We start from the raw sequence: 18816 nt of genomic DNA on the forward strand, positions 1-18816 counted from the left end.
AAAGGGCCCGTCAGCTCACGCCGAGGAACCGCAGCACCGCCAGCACCCGCCGGTGGTCGGCCTCGGCCTTCGGCAGGTCGAGCTTCGCCAGAATGCTGTTGATGTGCTTGGCCACCGCACTCTCGCTGATGACCAGGTGCCCGGCGATGCCCGCGTTGGACCGGCCCTCGGCCATCGACGCGAGCACCTCCCGCTCACGCGCCGTCAGCCGGTCCAGCGGGTCGCTGTGCCGCCGCGTCAGCAGCTGCGCGACCACCTGCGGATCGAGCGCCGTGCCGCCGGCCGCCACGCGCCGCAGCGCCTCGATGAACTCCTCGACGTCCGCGACGCGTTGCTTGAGCAGGTAGCCGAAGCCGGCGGTGTCGCCGGTGAGCAGGTCGGTGGCATAGCGCTCCTCCACGTACTGCGACAGCAGCAGCACCGCCGTGGCGGGCCACCGGGCGCGCAGCGTGAGCGCGGCCCGGACGCCCTCGTCGGTGTAGCCCGGCGGCATCCGCACGTCGAGCACGGCGAGGTCGGGTTCGTGCAGCTCGACCGCCGCCAGCAGGGCCTCCGCGTCGCCGGCCTCCGCCACCACCTCGAAACCGGCCGCCTGGAGGACCCTCACCAGGCCCACGCGGAGCAGAACGGAATCCTCGGCGATCACGGCGCGCACGGCAGCTCCACGGTCACTACGGTCGGGCCCCCCGCGGGGCTGCTGATCGAGAACGTGCCGTCGACCGACGCGACCCGCTTGGCCAGCCCGGCCAGCCCCGTGCCGCCCGAGGGATCGGCACCGCCCACGCCGTCGTCGGAGACGACGACGATCAGTATCCCGCCCGCGCGTTCGACCCGGACCTCCGCCCCCGCCGCCCGCGCGTGCTTGACGACGTTGGCGAGCGCCTCGGAGACGACGAAGTAGGCGACGGCCTCGATCGCGGGGGCGGGCCGCTCCGCCAGGTCCACCCGTACCCGCACGGGCAGCGGCGCCCGTTCCGCGAGCCCGGACAGGGCGGCGTCCAGGCCCCGGTCCTCCAGGACGGCCGGGTGCAGCCCGCGCACCAGGTCCTGCAGTTCGGCGATGGCCTCCTTCGCCTCGCGGTGCGCCTCGTCGATCACCTTGCGCGCGTCCTCGGACAGGTCGGGCATCGTGACCTTGGCCAGCCCCAGGTTGACCGCGAGCGACACCAGCCGCTGCTGGGCGCCGTCGTGCAGGTCGCGCTCGATGCGCCGGCGTTCGGCGTCCGCCGCGTCCACGACGCCGGCCCGGGCCTCGGTGACCTCCTCCACCCGGCGCCGCAGCCGGTCGGCCGGGCTGGGCCCCAGCAGGTCCGGTGCGATACGGGTGTCGAGCCGGACGAGGGCCCCGGAGAGCCAGGCCGCCGCGTACAGCCCGGCGATCCCGGCGGCGGTGAGGTAGCCGGCCTGGACCGTGTAGCCGGCCTGTGCCAGCCGGGTCTCCGGCGGCAGGGCCCAGATCCAGACGTAGACGGTGGCGGCCACCGCGGAGGCCGCCCACAGCGTCAGCACGCAGGCGCCGCCCGCGGCGATCAGCGGCCCCGCGACCAGGTGGTACCGCACCTGCCGCCACGACCAGCGCCGGCCGGCCGCCGGTATCCCCACCCCGAGCCGGGAGTGGAACCGCGCCGCCTGCATCCGGGTCAGCACCGGCGACGCCGCCCCGATCACGGTGAGGCACGCGAGCACCGCCACCACACAGCTCAGCGCCTTCGTGGGGCCGCCGTTCAGCCACGGCACGGCGAGGACGAGGAGCGCGGCGGTCTGGATCAGCGCACCGACGGCGAGGAAGGCGGTGGCGCGGCCCGCGCCCTCGAAGGGGCGCAGGAGCGGGACAGGGTGGGGCTTTCGCATGCGTCACACGGTATGTGCGCAGGTCAGGCGGGTCGATGGCAGTGATGACCGGACCGGGGGTGAAGCCAGTGCCACCCCCGCTCCCCGGTGCCCCCGACGCCGGAGGCCCGGCGCCCCCGAGGGGGTGCCGGGCCTCCGTGGAGTGCCGTGGCAGCAGCCTGCCGCGTCAGCAGCCCAGCAGACGGGCGCCCAGGTAGGACTGGATCTGGTCCAGCGAGACGCGCTCCTGCTTCATGGTGTCGCGCTCGCGGACGGTGACCGCGTTGTCCTCGAGGGTGTCGAAGTCGACGGTGACGCAGAACGGCGTGCCGATCTCGTCCTGGCGACGGTAGCGGCGGCCGATGGCGCCGGCGTCGTCGAACTCGATGTTCCAGTGCTGGCGCAGGTCGGCGGCCAGGCCCTTGGCCTTCGGGGACAGCTCCGGGTTGCGGGACAGCGGCAGGACCGCGACCTTGACCGGGGACAGGCGCGGGTCGAGGCGCAGGACGGTGCGCTTCTCCAGCTTGCCCTTGGCGTTGGGGGCCTCGTCCTCGACATAGGCGTCGAGCAGGAAGGCGAGCATGGTGCGGCCGACACCGGCGGCGGGCTCGATGACGTACGGGGTCCAGCGCTCGCCGGCTTCCTGGTCGAAGAACGACAGGTCCTGGCCGGAGGCCTTGGCGTGGGCGCCCAGGTCGTAGTCGGTGCGGTTGGCGACGCCCTCGAGCTCGCCCCACTCGTTGCCGCCGAACTGGAAGCGGTACTCGATGTCAGCGGTGCGCTTGGAGTAGTGGGAGAGCTTCTCCGCGGGGTGCTCGTACCACCGCATGTTCTCCTCGCGCAGGCCGAGACCGGTGTACCAGTTCCAGCGCTGCTCCATCCAGTACTCCTGCCACGTCTCGTCCTCGCCCGGCTTGACGAAGAACTCCATCTCCATCTGCTCGAACTCGCGAGTGCGGAAGATGAAGTTGCCGGGCGTGATCTCGTTGCGGAAGGACTTGCCCATCTGGGCGATGCCGAAGGGCGGCTTCCGGCGCGAGGTCTGCTGGACCTGGGCGAAGTTGGTGAAGATGCCCTGGGCGGTCTCGGGGCGCAGGTAGGCGACCGAGCCGGAGTCCTGGGTGGGGCCGAGGTGCGTCGAGAGCAGGCCGGAGAACTGCTTGGGCTCGGTGAACTGACCCTTGTTGCCGCAGTTGGGGCAGTTGATGTCCGCGAGGCCGTTCTCGGGGAGCTTGTTGTGCTTGGCCTCGTACGCCTCCTCCAGGTGGTCCGCGCGGTAGCGCTTGTGGCAGGAGGTGCACTCGGTCAGCGGGTCTGAGAAGGTGGCGACGTGGCCGGAGGCCACCCACACCTCGGAGGCCAGGATCACCGACGAGTCGATACCGACGACGTCCTCGCGCGAGGTGACCATGTAGCGCCACCACTGGCGCTTGATGTTCTCCTTGAGCTCCACACCGAGCGGTCCGTAATCCCAGGCGGCACGCTGACCGCCGTAGATCTCACTGCACGGAAAAACAAAGCCACGGCGCTTGCTCAGGCTGACGATGGTGTCGATCTTGTCGGCGGCCACGGTGCTCTCTTCATTGCGACGACGAACAGCGAATGGTTCAGGTTACCGGCGCTGCACCCCCTCTCATCAAATCGGCTCTGGCCTTGGCTTGACCCTTCCAGCCAGACCAGGACGACCCGGGCCGCTGTTGACAATCGTTTCCACTTTTGTTGAAAATGAGTGTCATGAACGTACGTCCGATCCGCCCCTTTCCTTCCTCCCGCCGTCGAATAACCACCGCCGCCGTCGCCCTCGCCGCGACGCTGGGCCTGGTGACCCTCTCCGCGTGCTCCGCCGTGAGCTCCGACGGCCGGACCGAGGACGGGAAGCTGAAGGTCGTGGCGTCGTTCTACCCGATGGAGTTCCTGGCGCAGGAGATCGGCGGCGAGCACGTCAGCGTCACCGGCCTCACCAAGCCCGGCGTCGAGCCGCACGACCTGGAGCTCACCCCCCGGCAGACCGGCTCCCTCGCCGACGCCGGGGCGATCGTCTACCTCAAGGGCCTCCAGCCCGCCGTGGACACCGCCGTCGACCAGTCCGGAAACAAGCACGTCGCCGACGCGGCCTCGCTCACCCGGCTGGAAGAGCACGGCACCGCCGTCGAGGGCGACGAGCCCGGCCACGGGGAGGAAGGCGCCCACGAGGGCCACGAGCACCACGAGGCGGGCGGCGCCGACCCCCACGTATGGCTCGACCCGCTGAAGTACGCCGAGGTCGCCAAGGGCGTCGCCAAGACCCTCGGCTCGGCCGACCCCGACCACGCGCGCGACTACGACAAGAACGCCGCCGCCCTGGCCGACCGGCTCCACGCGCTGGACAGGAAGTACACCGAGGGCCTGAAGAACCGCGCCTCGGGCGTCTTCGTCACCACCCACGCCGCCTTCGGCTACCTCGCCGAGCGCTACGGCCTGGACCAGGAGGCCATCGGCGGCCTCGACCCGGAGTCCGAGCCCAGCGCCGCCCGGATGAAGGACCTCCACGCCCTGGTCAAGGACCACCACGTGGGCACGGTCTTCTTCGAGACCCTCGCCAGCCCCAAGACCGCCCGTACCCTGGCGAAGGACCTCGGCCTCAGGACCGACGTGCTCGACCCCGTCGAGGGCATCACCGACGACTCCAAGGGACGCGACTACTTCGGCGTCATGGAGTCCAACCTCACCGCCCTGCAGAAGGCGCTCGGCACCAAGTGAGCGCATCCGAGGAGACCAGCCACGAGGAGATCAGCATGGAGCAGCCCGTCATATCCCTGCGCGGCGCCACCGCCTCGCTCGGCTCGCGCCCGGTGCTCCGCGGCGTCGACCTGACCGTGCGACGCGGCGAGGTCGTCGCGCTGCTCGGCGCCAACGGCTCCGGCAAGTCCACGGCCGTCCGCTCGATCGTCGGACAGGTCCCGCTCACCGGCGGTGAGCTGGAGCTCTTCGGCACCCCGCGCCGCCGCTTCCGCCAGTGGTCGCGCGTCGGCTACGTACCGCAGCGCACCACCGCCGCCGGCGGCGTGCCCGCCACCGTCCGCGAGGTCGTCTCGGCCGGGCGGCTGGCCCGTACGAAGCTGGGGCCGACTCGCAGGGCCGACCGGGAGGCCGTGCACAAGGCCCTCGAGCTGGTCGGCATGGCGGACCGGGCCAAGGACTCCGTCGACGCCCTCTCCGGCGGCCAGCACCAGCGGGTGCTCATCGCCCGCGCGCTGGCCGTCGAGCCCGAGCTGCTGATCATGGACGAGCCGATGGCCGGCGTCGACCTCGCCAGCCAGGAGGTGCTCGCCGGCGCCCTGCGCGAGGAGGTCGCCCGCGGCACCACGGTCCTGCTGGTCCTGCACGAGCTCGGCCCGCTGGAGCCGCTCATCGACCGCGCGGTCGTGCTCCGCGACGGCTGCGTCGTCCACGACGGGCCCCCGCCCCAGGCCGTGGGCCAGCACGCGCTGCCCGGCCACGACCATGTACACCCGCACGCCGACCCGGCCGCGGAACCGATCCGGACAGGGCTGCTGACCTGATGGACATCCTCGAACTCGCCTTCATGCAGCGGGCGCTGCTCGCCGCCCTCCTGGTCGGCGTCACCGCCCCCGCCATCGGCGTCTACCTCGTCCAGCGCCGCCAGGCGCTGATGGGGGACGGCATCGGCCACGTCGCCCTCACCGGCGTCGGCCTGGGCTTCCTCCTCAACACCAGCCCCGTGTGGGTGGCCACGGCCGTCTGCGTGGTGGGCGCGGTGGTCATGGAGCTCATCCGCTCGTACGGCAAGGCGCGCGGCGACATCGCTCTCGCCATGCTCTTCTACGGCGGCATGGCCGGCGGCGTGATGCTGATGGCGCTCTCGCCGCACGGCTCCAACGCCAACCTCACCACGTACCTCTTCGGGTCCATCACCACGGTCTCGGAGCAGGACATCGTGGCGATCTGCCTGCTCGCCGCGTTCGTCATCGTCACAACGATCGGGCTGCGCAGGCAGCTGTTCGCCATCTGCCAGGACGAGGAGTTCGCCCGCGTCACCGGTCTGCCGGTGCGGCTGCTGAACCTGCTGGTCGCCGTCACCGCCGCCGTGACCGTCACCGTCGCCATGCGCGTGGTCGGCCTGCTGCTGGTCAGCGCCCTGATGGTGATTCCCGTGGCGGCCTCCCAGCAGATCACCCGCAGCTTCGCCACGACCTTCGCGCTCGCCGTGGCCATCGGCGTGCTGGTGACCCTTTCGGGCACCGTCACCTCCTACTACGTGGACGTGCCCTCCGGCGCCACGATCGTGCTGCTGGCCATCGGCGTCTTCATCGCCCTGACCCTGCTGGCCGCCCCGCTGGCGAGGAAACGGGCCGACAAGGCGGCCCTGGCCGAGCGCTGCACACTCGAGGACGCCGTGGCCCCCGGCGTCCCCGGGACGGCCGACGACGTCCGCGTCTGACGAGCCTGCCGGGCCCGCACTCCGGGCCTGGCACAATTGGCGTGGCAACACGTGCGATGTTCTGGCCGTCCTGAGGAGGCAACTGTGGCGACCGCCGGACCCCCGGTACGCGGGCGAGCCACCAAGCAGCGGGCAGCGGTCGCGGCCGCGCTCGACGAGGTGGACGAGTTCCGCAGCGCGCAGGAGCTCCACGACATGCTCAGACACCGTGGCGCCTCGGTGGGGCTGACCACGGTCTACCGCACCCTGCAGTCCCTCGCCGACGCCGGCGAGGTCGACGTGCTGCGCACCAGCGAGGGCGAGTCCGTCTACCGCCGCTGCTCCAGCGGGCACCACCACCACCTGGTGTGCCGGCTGTGCGGCAAGGCGGTCGAGGTCGAGGGCCCGGCCGTCGAGAAGTGGGCCGACTCCATCGCGGAGGACCACGGCTTCGTCGACGTGGCCCACACCATCGAGATCTTCGGCACCTGCGGCGACTGCGCGGCGGCGCAGGCCAAGAGCTGACCTGATACGGCGACTGCCCCGGACGTCTCGGACGTCCGGGGCAGTCGCCGTTTCCCGTGCTAGACCCGCGGCAGGCGCGCGCTCATGCGGTGGTGGACTCCCCGTCCTCGACCGCGTTGGGGATGGCGCCGCCGAAGCGGCGGTCGCGCTGTGCGTACTCCAGGCAGGCGCGCCACAGGTCGCGGCGGTCGAAGTCGGGCCACAGGACGTCCTGGAAGACCATCTCGGCGTACGCGCTCTGCCAGATCAGGTAGTTGGACGTGCGCTGCTCGCCGGAGGGGCGCAGGAAGAGGTCCACGTCCGGCATGTCCGGGTAGTACATGTACTTCTGGAGGGTCTTCTCGCTGACCTTCGAGGGGTCGAGGCGGCCCGCCTTCACGTCCTCCGCCATCGCCTGCGCCGCGTCCGCGATCTCCGCCCGGCCGCCGTAGTTCATGCAGAAGTACAGCGTGAGCTTGTCGTTGTCCTTGGTCTGCTCCTGGGCGATCTGGAGCTCCTTGGCGACCGACTTCCACAGCTTGGGCATCCGGCCGACCCAGCGCACCCGGATGCCGAGCGCGTCGAGCTGGTCGCGGGTCTTGCGGATGAAGTCGCGGTTGAAGTTCATCAGGAAGCGCACCTCGTCGGGCGAGCGCCTCCAGTTCTCGGTGGAGAAGGCGTAGAGGGAGATGCTGCCGACGCCCATCTCGATGGCGCCCTGCAGGACGTCCAGCACGCGCTCGGCGCCGACCTTGTGGCCCTCGGTGCGCGGCAGGCCGCGCTCCTTGGCCCAGCGGCCGTTGCCGTCCATGACGATGGCCACGTGCCGGGGCACCAGCTCACCGGGGATCTTCGGCGGCCGGGCGCCCGACGGGTGCGCGTCGGGGGTGCGGTACTCGCGTCGGGAACGGCCCAGAATCCCGCGTCGTGCCATGGATGCCACTTCTCCTTGATCCCTGTCTTTTCGTTTCGCTATTGCTCGACGTACCGGAGCGAGCGGAGGCCCCGCTCCAGATGCCACTGCAGATACGCGGCCACCAGGCCGCTGCCCTCGCGCACGTGGCGCGCCTCGCAGGCGTCCGCCGTCGCCCAGTCCCCGGTCAGCAGCGCGCCGAGGAGCTCGATCGACTCCGAGGAGGGTACGACGCATCCGGGCACCCGGCACTCCCCGCACACCACGCCGCCGGCCGCCGTGGAGAAGAACCGGTTGGGTCCGGGCATTCCGCACTTCGCGCACGCGCCGAAGCTGGGCGCGTAACCGTTGACGGCGAGCGAGCGCAGCAGGAAGGCGTCGAGGACGAGGTGCGGGGCGTGCTCCCCGGAGGCCAGCGTGCGCAGGGCCCCGACCAGCAGGAGGTACTGCTGCACCGCCGGCTCGCCCTCGTGGTCGGTGAAGCGCTCGGCGGTCTCGAGCATGGCGGTGCCGGCGGTGTAGCGGGCGTAGTCGGTGACGATGGCGCCGCCGTAGGGGGCGATGGTCTCGCTCTGGGTGCACAGCGGCAGCCCGCGCCCGACGAGCTCGCCGCCGCCGCGTGCGAAGAACTGCACGTCGACGTGGGAGAACGGCTCGAGCCGGGCCCCGAACTTCGACTTGGTCCGGCGCACGCCGCGCGCCACGGCCCGCACCCGGCCGTGGCCGCGCGTGAGCAGGGTGATGATCCTGTCCGCCTCTCCCAGCTTCTGGGTGCGCAGCACGATGCCGTCGTCGCGGAACAGAGTCATGCATGCATTGTCCCGTACGCGACGGGCGTCGGGGCCCGGGGGCGCCCGGGTCAGGGGTGCCCGGCGCCGTCGGGGAAGGCGCGGTGGGCGGCGCGGCGCCAGCGGTTGGCGGGCAGGGCGGGGCGCAGGGCGGCGTAGGCGCCGCAGTACTTGGTGAAGACGGCGGGGCGCACCCCGTGGTCGTTCAGCAGCAGGTCCGTCTCCGTCAGGTGGCCGGCGCTCTTGGTCTCCACCAGCACCAGGCCGTCGTCGCAGCGCACGGTCCGCCCGGTGCGCAGGTCGGTGCAGAGCAGCCCGGCGTCGCAGGTGACGCGCTCGCCGTCGGCGACGAACGTCGCCCGCCGGTAGTCGGTGCTCAGGGAGGGGGTGAGCGCCTCGGGGGCCTCGATGCCGTACGCCTCGCGCAGGGTGGCGGCGAGGAAGGCCTGGCAGGGGTCGTCCAGCGGGGCGTCCGCGCCGGTCAGCGGCCGGCGGCGCTTGACGGTGTTGCCGCGACGCCCCTTGAGCTTGATCTCGAACTGCCGCTCCCCCGATTCCCGGTAGACGCGCTCGCGGATCTTGAAGCGCAGCCGGCGGCCCTGCCGGTGGTCGTGGAAGGAGCGCAGGGCGGGGGTGTCGTAGTAGACGGAGTGGTAGCCGAAGGCGCGGTGGTCGTCGATGGTCAGGGCGCGGAAGGGGCCGCCGGGGCGGTGCGGGTCCGTGAGACGGGCCATGACCCGGACGAACGTGTCGGCGGGGACGAGATAGCTGCGGTCGAAGCGGGTGAGCAGCTCGGCGCGCGCGGTGACCTCCTCCAGGCCGATCGGCCGGGCGGCCCCGGCGGCCTCCTCGACGGCTCTCGCCGCCGCCGGGGCGGCGAGGGCGGGGGCCGGGGCGCTCACACCGTCTCCCAGGAGGGGGCCGTGGCCTGGCGGACGGGCCGTTCGGCCGCCTCGGCCCGCGGCGGGGTGCCGGGCTCGGGCTCGCGGTAACGGACGTCGACGACGGTCAGGTCGCGGACGTAGTCGATCTCCATGACCGTCCAGTGCAGCGGCTCGCCGAGCCGCCGGGCGAGGTCGGCGCGCAGGGCGGCCGGGTCGGCGTGCACGGTGTCGAGGGTGATCACCGAGCGGCGCGAGCGCGCGTACAGCCGGGGGTGGTCGGCGCCGTAGACCACCAGCAGCAGGATCGCGCTGAGCGCGGCGGCGAGGCCGACGGCGAGGTGGGGCAGCCCGCAGACCAGGCCGAGGACGAGGGTGGTGAAGTAGTAGGCGACCTCCTCGTGCTGGACGGCGTCCGAGCGGAGCCTGATGATCGACAGGACTCCGAAGAGGCCGAAGCCGAGCGCGAGGCCGCCGTTGCCGCCCACCTCGGCGAGGGCCGCGACCACCGTGAACAGCGCGACGTTCAGCGCGAGATACGCGGGCACCAGGTCCCGCCGCCGGTGCCGCGGATAGTAGATCGCGAAGGTCAGCAGGCCCACGGCGACCAGGTCGAGCCCCAGATGCGCGGCGAGATGACGCACGGTTTCCATCGCTCCCTCTCTCTGTGCGATCAAACGATCACGAACTCGAGGGAAACTCTGGATGAACACAGACGGTTACTCAGGGAAACCATGCGGATTCTTGACGAACGCGCGGGACACCTGACCGGATCCGGAGGGATCAAGTCCCGATTCGCGCTCTTGCGCCGCGACCGCTACGAGGGAGTACGGGCCGCCGCCAGCAGCCGGTCGGTGTCCTCCGGACACAGCAGCAGCGCCCGGCCCACCGTCGCCAGCACCTCGCGCTCGGCGGGGCGGTACGGCCCGTCCGCCAGGGCGATGCGGGCCCCCTGCAGCAGGATCGACTCCCGCCCGGCCGGAGCCAGGTGGGGCGCCAGAGGCTCCAGGGACTCGTGGAGCTCGATGGCCAGGGCCGTGCCGCACGGGTCGAAGCCGTCGCGGCTCGCGCCGTCCGGCGGCGGCGCGTACCGCCCCGGCAGCCGCCCGGTGTCCGCGGCGAGCGCCTCGATCAGCGTGACGAGCTGCTCCTCGCTGCAGTCGGCGAAGCCGGCCGCCCGCACCGCGCCCACCGCCGCGCGCCGGACCGTACGGGCCTCCGTGCCGCCCGCGGCCAGCACCGCCAGGGCCACGGTGTGCACGGCGTCGCGCAGCATCGCCGAGAAGCGGGTCGTGGTCGGGTGGTCCAGGACGTCCATCGCGAACCGGCCCCGGCAGGCCGTGCATTCGACGATGGGCCCCACCGGCCCGCGCGGCAGCAGCGGCACCCCGAAGGCGACGAGGCGACGGCGGCCCGTGCGGCGGTGGTAGTTGCGGTCGCCGCCGCAGCCGGGGCAGAAGAACTCGCCGTCCCCGACGGTGCGCCATACGGTGCGTACGCCCACCACACACCGGTCCGGGCTGTGTCGGCCTTGCGCGTGCATCACGGCGCACCTCCATAACGCCACGGCCTCGTCGCCGCGTTGACGTGATGTTAGCCACATCCGTGATGCTGCGTCAGTACCTCGTCACACACGGGGACGCGACTCGCGGCCGAAAGCACCGGCGATCCCGCCCGGATGCGGTGCTTTCGGCGGCGCGACGTTGACGGCCGGACCGTCTGACGACCGGGGACCGCCCCCGTCAGCCGCGGTACGCCCGGTTCACCGCCGACACGACGGCCTTGATCGAGGCGCGGGTGGTGTTGGGGTCGATACCGATGCCCCACAGCACCGTGCCGTCGATCACGCACTCGATGTACGAGGCCGCCTGCGCGCTGGCGCCCTCGCTCATGGTGTGCTCGCTGTAGTCCAGCAGGCGGGCGTCGACGCCGGTGTCGGCCAGCGCGTCGAAGAACGCGGAGATCGGGCCGTTGCCCGTACCCGTCAGGACCGTCTCCACCCCGTCCACGAAGGCCTCGACGGTCAGCGCGTCCGTGCCCTCGCTGGTGGTGGAGGTCTGGGCGGAGCGCAGCGTGATCCGGCCCCAGGGGTTGTCGTCCGTGGGCAGGTACTCGTCCCGGAAGACCGACCAGATCTCCTGCGGGGTGACCTCGCCGCCCTCGGCGTCGGTCTTGCTCTGGATGATCCTCGAGAACTCGATCTGCATCCGGCGCGGCAGGTCCAGCTTGTGGTCGTTCTTCAGGACGTAGGCGATGCCGCCCTTGCCCGACTGCGAGTTGACGCGGATGACGGCCTCGTACGAACGGCCGACGTCCTTGGGGTCGATGGGCAGGTAGGGGACCGCCCACTCGATGTCGTCCACGGTCTTCCCGGCGGCGGCCGCGTCGGCCTCCATCGCCTCGAAGCCCTTCTTGATGGCGTCCTGGTGGGAGCCGGAGAAGGCGGTGTAGACCAGGTCGCCCGCGTAGGGGTGGCGCGGGTGGACCTCCATCTGGCTGCAGTACTCCGCGGTGCGGCGGACCTCGTCGATCTGCGAGAAGTCGATCTGCGGGTCGACGCCCTGGGAGAAGAGGTTCATGCCCAGGGTGACCAGGTCGACGTTGCCGGTGCGCTCGCCCTGGCCGAACAGGCAGCCCTCCACCCGGTCCGCGCCGGCCATGACCGCCAGCTCGGCGGCGGCGACGGCGGTTCCCCGGTCGTTGTGCGGGTGGGCGGACAGGCAGACGAACTCGCGCCGCGACAGGTTGCGCGACATCCACTCGAAGCGGTCGGCGTGGGTGGAGGGGGTCGAGCGCTCGACGGTCGCCGGCAGGTTCAGGATGATCTCCCGGCCGGCCTCGGGCTGCCAGACGTCCATGACGCCCTCGCAGACCTCCAGGGCGAAGTCCAGCTCGGTGTCGGTGAAGATCTCCGGGCTGTACTGGTACCCGAAGACGGTCTCGTCGCCGAGGATCTTCTCGGCGTACTCCATCACCAGCCGGGTGCCGTCCACCGCGATCTGCTTCACCTGCTCCCGCGAGCCGCGGAAGACCACCCGCCGGAAGACCGGGGCGGTGGCGTTGTAGAGGTGGACCGTGGCGCGGTGGGCGCCGCGCAGCGACTCGACCGTGCGCTCGATCAGCTCCTCGCGCGCCTGGGTCAGGACGGAGATCGTCACGTCCTCGGGGATCGCGCCGTCCTCGATGATCGAGCGTACGAACTCGAAGTCCGTGGCCCCGGACGAGGGGAAGCCGACCTCGATCTCCTTGTAGCCCATGCGGACGAGCAGGTCGAACATCTCGCGCTTGCGGGCGGGCGACATGGGGTCGATCAGCGCCTGGTTGCCGTCGCGCAGGTCGGTCGACAGCCAGCGGGGCGCGGCGGTGATGCGCTGGTCGGGCCAGGTGCGGCCGGCGATGTCCACGGCTTCGTAGGGGCGGTACTTGTGGACCGGCATCCCGGAGGGCCGCTGGGTGACGGTGGCGGCGGTGACGGGCGTGGGGCGGCCGACGGACGGGGCGAACTCGGACATCTGCGGAGGGCTCCTCGGTGATCCGCGGGATACGGCCGACGTCTGTTCTCCGAGGCGTCTGCGCAACGCCGAACTCCGCGGGGAGGGGGTCGGCCCAGCTCTACAGGCCCTCGCCGCGGCAGCTAAGAAGAAGCAGCACGTCACGCATGATGCACAGCACACTAACCGAGGTCCGTGGAACGCGGCAGCGGCGTTCCAGCATGCGGGACACGGAACCCCGCCACTCTTTTGTGTTAATCGCGGCATCGGCCAATGACAAGGCCGGGGGCCGGTGCCAGATTGCACGCATGGCCGAATCAGAGAAGTCAGAGAAGACGGTTTTCTGCACCATCATTCCGCCGCACGTCCTCGACCACCTCGCCCAGACCGACGACCCCCGTTTCTACGAACCCGCCCGCCGCACCCTGGAGCACGACGGCTCCCTGCGCACCCGCCGCCGGCTCACCGCCCGCCGCGGGGTCTACGCCGACTCCTCGGCCGGCACCCCTTCCGAGACGCCCCAGCGCACGATCTACGACGCGCGCTGCGTCGAGACCCTGCCGGGCACCAAGGTGCGCGCCGAGGGCGACGCGCCGGGCAAGGACGCCACGGTGAACCGCGCCCACGCCGGTCTCGGGGCGACCTTCGACCTCTATCTGAAGGTCTACGGCCGGCATTCCATCGACGACGCCGGCCTGCCGCTGAACGCCACCGTCCATTACGGCGAGAAATACAACAACGCCTTCTGGGACGGCGAGCAGATGGTCTTCGGAGACGGCGACGGCGACGTCTTCCTGGACTTCACCATTCCGGTGGATGTCATCGGCCACGAACTCACCCACGGCGTGGTCCAGCACACGGCGAATCTCGAGTACTACGGCCAGTCCGGCGCGCTGAACGAATCCCTCGCGGACGTCTTCGGCTCACTGATCAAGCAGTACGCCCTCGGGCAGTCCGCCGCGCAGGCCGACTGGCTGATCGGGGCGGGCCTGCTGGGACCGGGCGTGGACAAGGGCACGGCCCTGCGCTCGATGAAGGCCCCCGGCACCGCCTACGACGACGACGTCCTCGGCAAGGACCCGCAGCCCGCCACCATGGACGACTACGTCCGCACCAGCCGGGACAACGGCGGCGTGCACATCAATTCCGGCATCCCCAACCACGCCTTCTACCTGCTGGCCACAGCCCTCGGCGGCAACGCCTGGGAGCGCGCCGGAAGGATCTGGTACACCACGCTGACCGGGGGCGATCTCGAGGACGACGCCCAGTTCGCGGACTTCGCCCGGCTGACCGTGGCCTCGGCCCGGACCCTGTACGGCGAGGGCGACGCGGTCAAGGCCGTGCTGGAGGCATGGCGCCAGGTGGGCGTCCCCACGGCCTAGCGGCCGGTAGACCGCCGCCGAGGGGGTAGAGGTGACAGCATGCGTATCGTCATCACCCGTACCGGCGGCTTCGCCGGCATCGAGCGCCGGGCCGAGCTGGACACCTGCGGCCGGCCCGACGCCACGCATCTGGAGGCCCTGGCCCACCGCGCGCTCGCGCCGGGCCGGGACATGCCGGCGAGGGGGGTGCCGGACGGCTTCCACTACGAGATCAACGTGGACGGCCGCTCGGTCCACCTCGCCGACCCGCACCTCACCGAGGAACAGCGCGAACTGATCCGCACGGTCCTCAAGGAAGGGGCGTGAGGGCTAGAAGCCCAGCTTCCGGAGCTGCTTGGGATCCCGCTGCCAGTCCTTGGCGACCTTGACGTGCAGGTCGAGGTAGACCGGCGTGCCCAGGAGCGCCTCGATGTGCTTGCGGGACTTCATGCCGACCTCCTTCAGCCGGGCGCCCTTGGGGCCGATGATGATGCCCTTCTGGCTGGGGCGCTCGATGTAGACGTTGGCGTGGATGTCCAGCAGCGGCTTGTCCTTGGGCCGGTCCTCGCGCGGCAGCATCTCCTCGACCACGACGGCGATGGAGTGCGGCAGCTCGTCGCGGACGCCCTCCAGGGCGGCCTCGCGGATCAGCTCGGCGACCATGACCTGCTCGGGCTCGTCGGTGAGGTCGCCCTCGGGGTAGAGCGGCGGGCTCTCCGGCAGCATCGGGGCGATCAGGTCCGCCAGCAGCGACACCTGCTTGTCGCCCACCGCCGAGACGGGGACGATCTCCGCCCACTTGATGCCCAGCTCCTCGCCCAGCTGATGGATGGCGATCAGCTGCTCGGCGAGCGTCTTGGAGTCGACCAGGTCGGTCTTGGTGACGATGGCGATCTTGGGGGTCTTCTTGATCGCGGCCAGCTCGCCCGCGATGAAGCGGTCGCCGGGGCCGAGCTTCTGGTCGGCCGGCAGGCAGAAGCCGATCACGTCGACCTCGGCCCACGTGGTCCGCACGACGTCGTTGAGCCGCTCGCCGAGCAGGGTGCGCGGCTTGTGCAGACCGGGGGTGTCCACGAGGACGAGCTGGGCGTCCGGGCGGTGCACGATGCCGCGCACGGTGTGGCGGGTGGTCTGCGGGCGGTTCGAGGTGATCGCGACCTTCGTCCCCACCAGTGCGTTGGTCAGGGTCGACTTGCCCGCGTTGGGGCGGCCGACGAAGCACGCGAAGCCCGCGCGGTGGGGGGCCTGGGAGGGAGCGGAGGCGTTGTCCATGCCTCACATTCTCCCCGATCGTCCACGCCCCGCCGACCAGCGGCCCCGGGCCCGCGCGGGACGATCACAAGGCTAGGCCCGGCGCGGGCGCCGCCCGGTCAGCGTGCCGGCGAGCCACAGGGCTCCGGCGCCGGGCATCAGCAGGGCGGCCGCGAGGACGAACCAGTTCGTGCCCTCGCCGCGCGTCCAGCCCAGGACGAGCCCGGTCCACAGGGCGGCGGTGGCCAGGAACGGGCTCCAGGCCCCTGCGGCGTGGGCGCGGCCGGCGGCCCGGTGGTGGCCGCGTACGCGCAGCAGGTCGCTCAGGGCGTGCGGCCACAGGACGAGCAGCAGGGCGGCCGTCGTCCAGCTGAAGCCCTTGCCGAGCACCGCCCAGTCGACGGCCAGGGTGATCGTGAGGACGGCCGACACCGTGCAGATGAACCAGGCGGCGCGGGCCGAGGCCCGGGGGCGTGCCATGGGTCAGCCCGCGCCGAGCGTGTCGCGCAGGGTGCCGTCGGGGCCCGCGAGCAGGACCGGGGTGCCGGCGCCGCCCAGGTCCCGTACGGCGGCGCGGTCGGCGTCGGGGACGGTGTCCGCCTCGGAGACCACGGCCGCGGCCTCCAGGGACGTGGCCCCGCTGGCCACGGCCATCGCCACGGCCGTGCGCAGGGCGCTCAGCCGCAGCGAGTCCAGGGCGACGGTCCCGGCGACGTACGTACGGCCGGTCTCGTCGCGGACGGCCGCGCCCTCGGGGACGGCGTTGCGGGCGCGGGTGGCGCGGGCGAGCGTGAGGAGCTTGCGGTCTTCGGGGTCCAGGGCATCCGTCATACCCGGAGCATAGAAGCCGCCCCGCGGGGCCGGATCGGCCGGCCGGGGTCAGCCGGCCGCCTCGCCGGTCACCGAGTGCATCGCGCCGCGCCGCCCCTCGGGGGAGCTCAGCAGGGCCACCTTCTCGGCCGTGCCGCTGCCGGGGACCGGGTTGTGCAGCACGATCGTGAGGTCGGGGCGGGCCGGGACGCGCAGCTGGGTGCTCTCCAGGAAGATCGTGCCCACCAGCGGGTGCTCGATCTCCTTGGTCAGCAGGCCGCCGGGCTGTACGTCGCCGCGCGCCCACAGCTCGGCGAACTCCGGGCTGAGTGCGGCGGTCTCCGTGACGACGGCCTCGAAGCCCTCGTCGTCGGGGCGCTCGGAGCAGGCGGCGCGGTACTGGGCGACGACGCGGGGCGCGTTCTGCTCCCAGTTCGCGGCGCGCGAGCGGTAGACGGGGTCGGTGAAGTAGTCGACGAGGCAGTTGTGCCGCTGTTTGGGGCGGAAGCCGAGGACCAGGCCGGCGGCCTCGTTGAAGCAGATCATGTTCCAGTACTGGTCCATGATGTGGGCGGGTGAGGGCAGCCAGCCGTCGATCAGGCGGACGAGCCCGTCGCAGAGGTAGTCCGAGCCGTGCGTGGACTCCGGCAGCGGGGGGTTGAGTCCCGCCAGGACGTACAGGTGGCGGCGCTCGGGCCCGTCCAGCCGCAGGACGCGCGCGACCGCGTCGAGCACCTGGGGCGAGACGGTGATGTCGCGCCCCTGCTCGAGCCACTGGTACCAGGAGGCGCCCACGCCGGCCAGGACGGCGACCTCCTCGCGGCGCAGCCCCGGTGTGCGGCGGCGGCCCCCGCCGTCCGGCAGGCCGGCCTCCGCCGGGGAGACCCTGGCCCGACGGCTCATCAGGAAGTCGCGCAGTTCCTGGCGGCGGCGTGGTTTGGCGGCGGTGTGTGCTTCCTGCGACGCGATGGTCAACTCTCCCCCTTGCCTGGTGGTGCGGCCACCACCATAAGCACGCACTCCCCATGGTTGTTCCGGCCGCCGGAAGGTGGGGTCATGGCGATCGACACCCCCATCCGGGCGGAAGCCCGCACCCCCACCCCTGTCCCTGTCCTGTCCGGCCGCGCGAGGCTGATCCTGCTGGTGCTGTGCGCCGCGCAGTTCATCGTCGCGCTCGACTTCTCCATCCTGAACGTGGCGCTGCCCGTCCTCGGCGAGGACCTGGGCATGGGCCAGGCCGACCTGCAGTGGGCGGTGACCGCGTTCGCGCTGCCGTCCGGCGGCTTCCTGCTGTTCTTCGGCCGGATCGCCGACCTGTACGGGCGGCGCCGGCTCTTCCTGCTGGGCCTGGGCCTGTTCACCTCGGCCTCGGTGCTCGCCACGCTCGCCTGGGATCCGGCGTCCTTCCTGGCCGGGCGGGCCCTGCAGGGCATGGGTGCGGCCGTGCTCGTCCCCACCGGCATGTCCCTGCTGACCACGACGTTCGCCGAGGGGCCGGAGCGCGAGAAGGCGCTGGGCATCAGCGGCACGCTGCTGTCGCTGGGCTTCACCATCGGCATGGTGCTCGGCGGTGTGATGACCGACGCGCTGGGATGGCGCTCGACGATGGGGCTGCTCGCGGTGGCCGGCGCGCTGGTGCTGCTGGCGGCTCCCGGCCTGCTCACCGAGTCCCGGCACCCCGACCGGCCGCGGCTGGACGTGCCGGGCGCGGTGACCGTGACCGGTGGCCTGCTGGCCCTGATCTACGCGCTGTCGACGGCGGCGCAGCGGGGCTTCGGCGGTGCGGACGTGCTCGTGACGCTGGTGGCGGGGGTGCTGCTGCTGGTGGCCTTCGTGGTCGTCGAGTCGCGGGCGGCCGAGCCGCTGGTGTCCCTGGCGATGCTGCGGCGGCGCACGGTCGCCTGGGGCAATCTGGCCGGCCTGATGACGTTCGCGATGATGAGCACGGTCGTCTTCCTGCTCACCCTGTACCTGCAGGAGGTGCTGGGGCTCTCCGCCTTCCGCACGGGCCTGGTCTTCGGCGTCCAGGGTCTCCTCGCGGTCGTCGCCGGCATGACCGCTCCCAAGGTCATCGCCCGGCTGGGCGCCCACCGCACGCTGGTCACCGGCCTGGTGATCCAGGCGGTCTTCACGGCGGCCCTGCTGGGTGTGGGCCTGTCCTCCGGCGCGCTGCTGGCGCTCGTCGCCGTCTCGCTGGGCTGCGTCGGTCACCTGTGGGCGATCGTCGCCTACGGGGTGACGGCGACCTCGGGCCTGAAGGACGCGGAGCAGGGCCTGGCCACGGGTCTGGTCACCAGCTCGCAGCAGGTGGGCCTCACCATCGGCATCCCGCTGCTGAGCGCTCTGGCGTCGGCCCATGTCAGCGCCCTGCGGGACGGCGGTTCGTCGTTCGCCTCCGCGACGCTGGGGGGCGTGCGGCTGGGGCTCGGCGTGGACGCGGCCGTGGTGACCGTGGTGGCGGTCCTGACGGCGGTGGGGCTGCGCGGCGCGCGGGCTCGGGCCGCGCGCTGACGGCGCCGCGCGGGGTGGGCCCGGGAGCCGGGCGGGTCGCGGAAGCGGCCCACCCG

20 protein-coding genes are annotated in these 18816 nt (G+C 72.0%); 7 read left to right on the top strand and 13 right to left on the bottom strand.

Features of this window, described 5'->3' with window-relative positions; translation table 11 throughout:
• Positions 1 to 10 precede the first annotated feature (10 nt).
• The 3 genes from J1792_RS30310 to J1792_RS30320 form a co-directional block, all read right to left on the bottom strand.
• On the bottom strand, positions 11 to 655 hold the full coding sequence (locus tag J1792_RS30310; RefSeq protein WP_086572858.1) for a response regulator transcription factor: 645 nt from the start codon (positions 653 to 655) through the stop codon (positions 11 to 13).
• On the bottom strand, positions 643 to 1851 hold the full coding sequence (locus tag J1792_RS30315; RefSeq protein ID WP_086572857.1) for a sensor histidine kinase: 1209 nt from the start codon (positions 1849 to 1851) through the stop codon (positions 643 to 645). Before J1792_RS30315 ends, J1792_RS30310 begins: the two co-directional genes overlap by 13 nt.
• Before the next feature lie 166 nt (positions 1852 to 2017).
• A complete protein-coding gene (locus J1792_RS30320; RefSeq protein ID WP_086572856.1) occupies positions 2018 to 3400 on the bottom strand; it encodes a glycine--tRNA ligase in 1383 nt (460 codons plus the stop codon).
• A 164-nt stretch (positions 3401 to 3564) separates the two neighbouring features.
• Between J1792_RS30320 and J1792_RS30325 the strand changes: the two genes are divergently transcribed.
• The 4 genes from J1792_RS30325 to J1792_RS30340 all read left to right on the top strand — a co-directional run bounded on the left by J1792_RS30325 (position 3565) and on the right by J1792_RS30340 (position 6775).
• A complete protein-coding gene (locus J1792_RS30325) occupies positions 3565 to 4569 on the top strand; it encodes a metal ABC transporter substrate-binding protein (protein WP_242646816.1) in 1005 nt (334 codons plus the stop codon).
• A gap of 35 nt (positions 4570 to 4604) precedes the next feature.
• On the top strand, positions 4605 to 5372 hold the full coding sequence (locus J1792_RS30330; RefSeq protein WP_207248699.1) for a metal ABC transporter ATP-binding protein: 768 nt from the start codon (positions 4605 to 4607) through the stop codon (positions 5370 to 5372).
• On the top strand, positions 5372 to 6271 hold the full coding sequence (locus J1792_RS30335) for a metal ABC transporter permease (RefSeq protein WP_086572854.1): 900 nt from the start codon (positions 5372 to 5374) through the stop codon (positions 6269 to 6271). Before J1792_RS30330 ends, J1792_RS30335 begins: the two co-directional genes overlap by 1 nt.
• Positions 6272 to 6355: 84 nt before the next feature.
• Positions 6356 to 6775 (top strand): Fur family transcriptional regulator, encoded by a 420-nt coding sequence (locus J1792_RS30340; RefSeq protein ID WP_086572852.1) that lies wholly within the window; start codon positions 6356 to 6358, stop codon positions 6773 to 6775.
• Between the two features lie 82 nt (positions 6776 to 6857).
• On the opposite strand, the gene J1792_RS30345 is transcribed toward J1792_RS30340, so the two are convergent.
• The 6 genes from J1792_RS30345 to leuA form a co-directional block, all read right to left on the bottom strand.
• Entirely contained in the window at positions 6858 to 7688 is an 831-nt protein-coding gene (locus J1792_RS30345; protein ID WP_086572851.1) for an isoprenyl transferase, read from the bottom strand.
• A 38-nt stretch (positions 7689 to 7726) separates the two neighbouring features.
• Entirely contained in the window at positions 7727 to 8476 is a 750-nt protein-coding gene (gene recO, locus J1792_RS30350; RefSeq protein ID WP_086572849.1) for a DNA repair protein RecO, read from the bottom strand.
• Between the two features lie 50 nt (positions 8477 to 8526).
• Positions 8527 to 9357, bottom strand: a complete 831-nt coding sequence (locus tag J1792_RS30355) for a polyphosphate polymerase domain-containing protein (RefSeq protein WP_207248612.1) — start codon at positions 9355 to 9357, stop codon at positions 8527 to 8529.
• Positions 9354 to 9989, bottom strand: a complete 636-nt coding sequence (locus J1792_RS30360) for a DUF4956 domain-containing protein (protein ID WP_207248613.1) — start codon at positions 9987 to 9989, stop codon at positions 9354 to 9356. The genes J1792_RS30355 and J1792_RS30360 overlap by 4 nt, the downstream gene beginning before the upstream one ends.
• A gap of 164 nt (positions 9990 to 10153) precedes the next feature.
• A complete protein-coding gene (locus J1792_RS30365) occupies positions 10154 to 10879 on the bottom strand; it encodes a tellurite resistance TerB family protein (protein ID WP_086572845.1) in 726 nt (241 codons plus the stop codon).
• A 199-nt stretch (positions 10880 to 11078) separates the two neighbouring features.
• Positions 11079 to 12848: a 2-isopropylmalate synthase gene (gene leuA, locus J1792_RS30370; protein WP_086572843.1), complete on the bottom strand. Its 1770-nt coding sequence runs from the start codon at positions 12846 to 12848 to the stop codon at positions 11079 to 11081.
• Between the two features lie 287 nt (positions 12849 to 13135).
• On the opposite strand from leuA, the gene J1792_RS30375 reads away from it, so the two are divergent.
• Positions 13136 to 14209 (top strand): M4 family metallopeptidase, encoded by a 1074-nt coding sequence (locus J1792_RS30375; protein ID WP_207248614.1) that lies wholly within the window; start codon positions 13136 to 13138, stop codon positions 14207 to 14209.
• Between the two features lie 39 nt (positions 14210 to 14248).
• On the top strand, positions 14249 to 14515 hold the full coding sequence (locus J1792_RS30380) for a protealysin inhibitor emfourin (protein ID WP_086572840.1): 267 nt from the start codon (positions 14249 to 14251) through the stop codon (positions 14513 to 14515).
• Between the two features lie 3 nt (positions 14516 to 14518).
• On the opposite strand, the gene era is transcribed toward J1792_RS30380, so the two are convergent.
• The 4 genes from era to J1792_RS30400 form a co-directional block, all read right to left on the bottom strand.
• Positions 14519 to 15460, bottom strand: a complete 942-nt coding sequence (era, locus tag J1792_RS30385; RefSeq protein WP_086572838.1) for a GTPase Era — start codon at positions 15458 to 15460, stop codon at positions 14519 to 14521.
• Between the two features lie 72 nt (positions 15461 to 15532).
• Positions 15533 to 15919, bottom strand: coding sequence for a hypothetical protein (locus J1792_RS30390; protein WP_207248615.1), 387 nt, complete (start codon positions 15917 to 15919; stop codon positions 15533 to 15535).
• 3 nt (positions 15920 to 15922) lie between these two features.
• A complete protein-coding gene (locus J1792_RS30395) occupies positions 15923 to 16270 on the bottom strand; it encodes a cytidine deaminase-like protein (RefSeq protein ID WP_207248616.1) in 348 nt (115 codons plus the stop codon).
• A 48-nt stretch (positions 16271 to 16318) separates the two neighbouring features.
• Complete coding sequence (locus J1792_RS30400; RefSeq protein WP_086572864.1) at positions 16319 to 17152, bottom strand: helix-turn-helix transcriptional regulator; 834 nt, start codon at positions 17150 to 17152, stop codon at positions 16319 to 16321.
• 153 nt (positions 17153 to 17305) lie between these two features.
• On the opposite strand from J1792_RS30400, the gene J1792_RS30405 reads away from it, so the two are divergent.
• Positions 17306 to 18760 carry an MFS transporter gene (locus tag J1792_RS30405; protein ID WP_207248617.1) on the top strand — a complete coding sequence of 485 codons (1455 nt, stop codon included), beginning with the start codon at positions 17306 to 17308 and terminating at the stop codon, positions 18758 to 18760.
• Positions 18761 to 18816: the final 56 nt, after the last annotated feature.

It is taken from the genome of Streptomyces triculaminicus, assembly GCF_017349075.1.
Lineage (GTDB): Bacteria > Actinomycetota > Actinomycetes > Streptomycetales > Streptomycetaceae > Streptomyces > Streptomyces triculaminicus.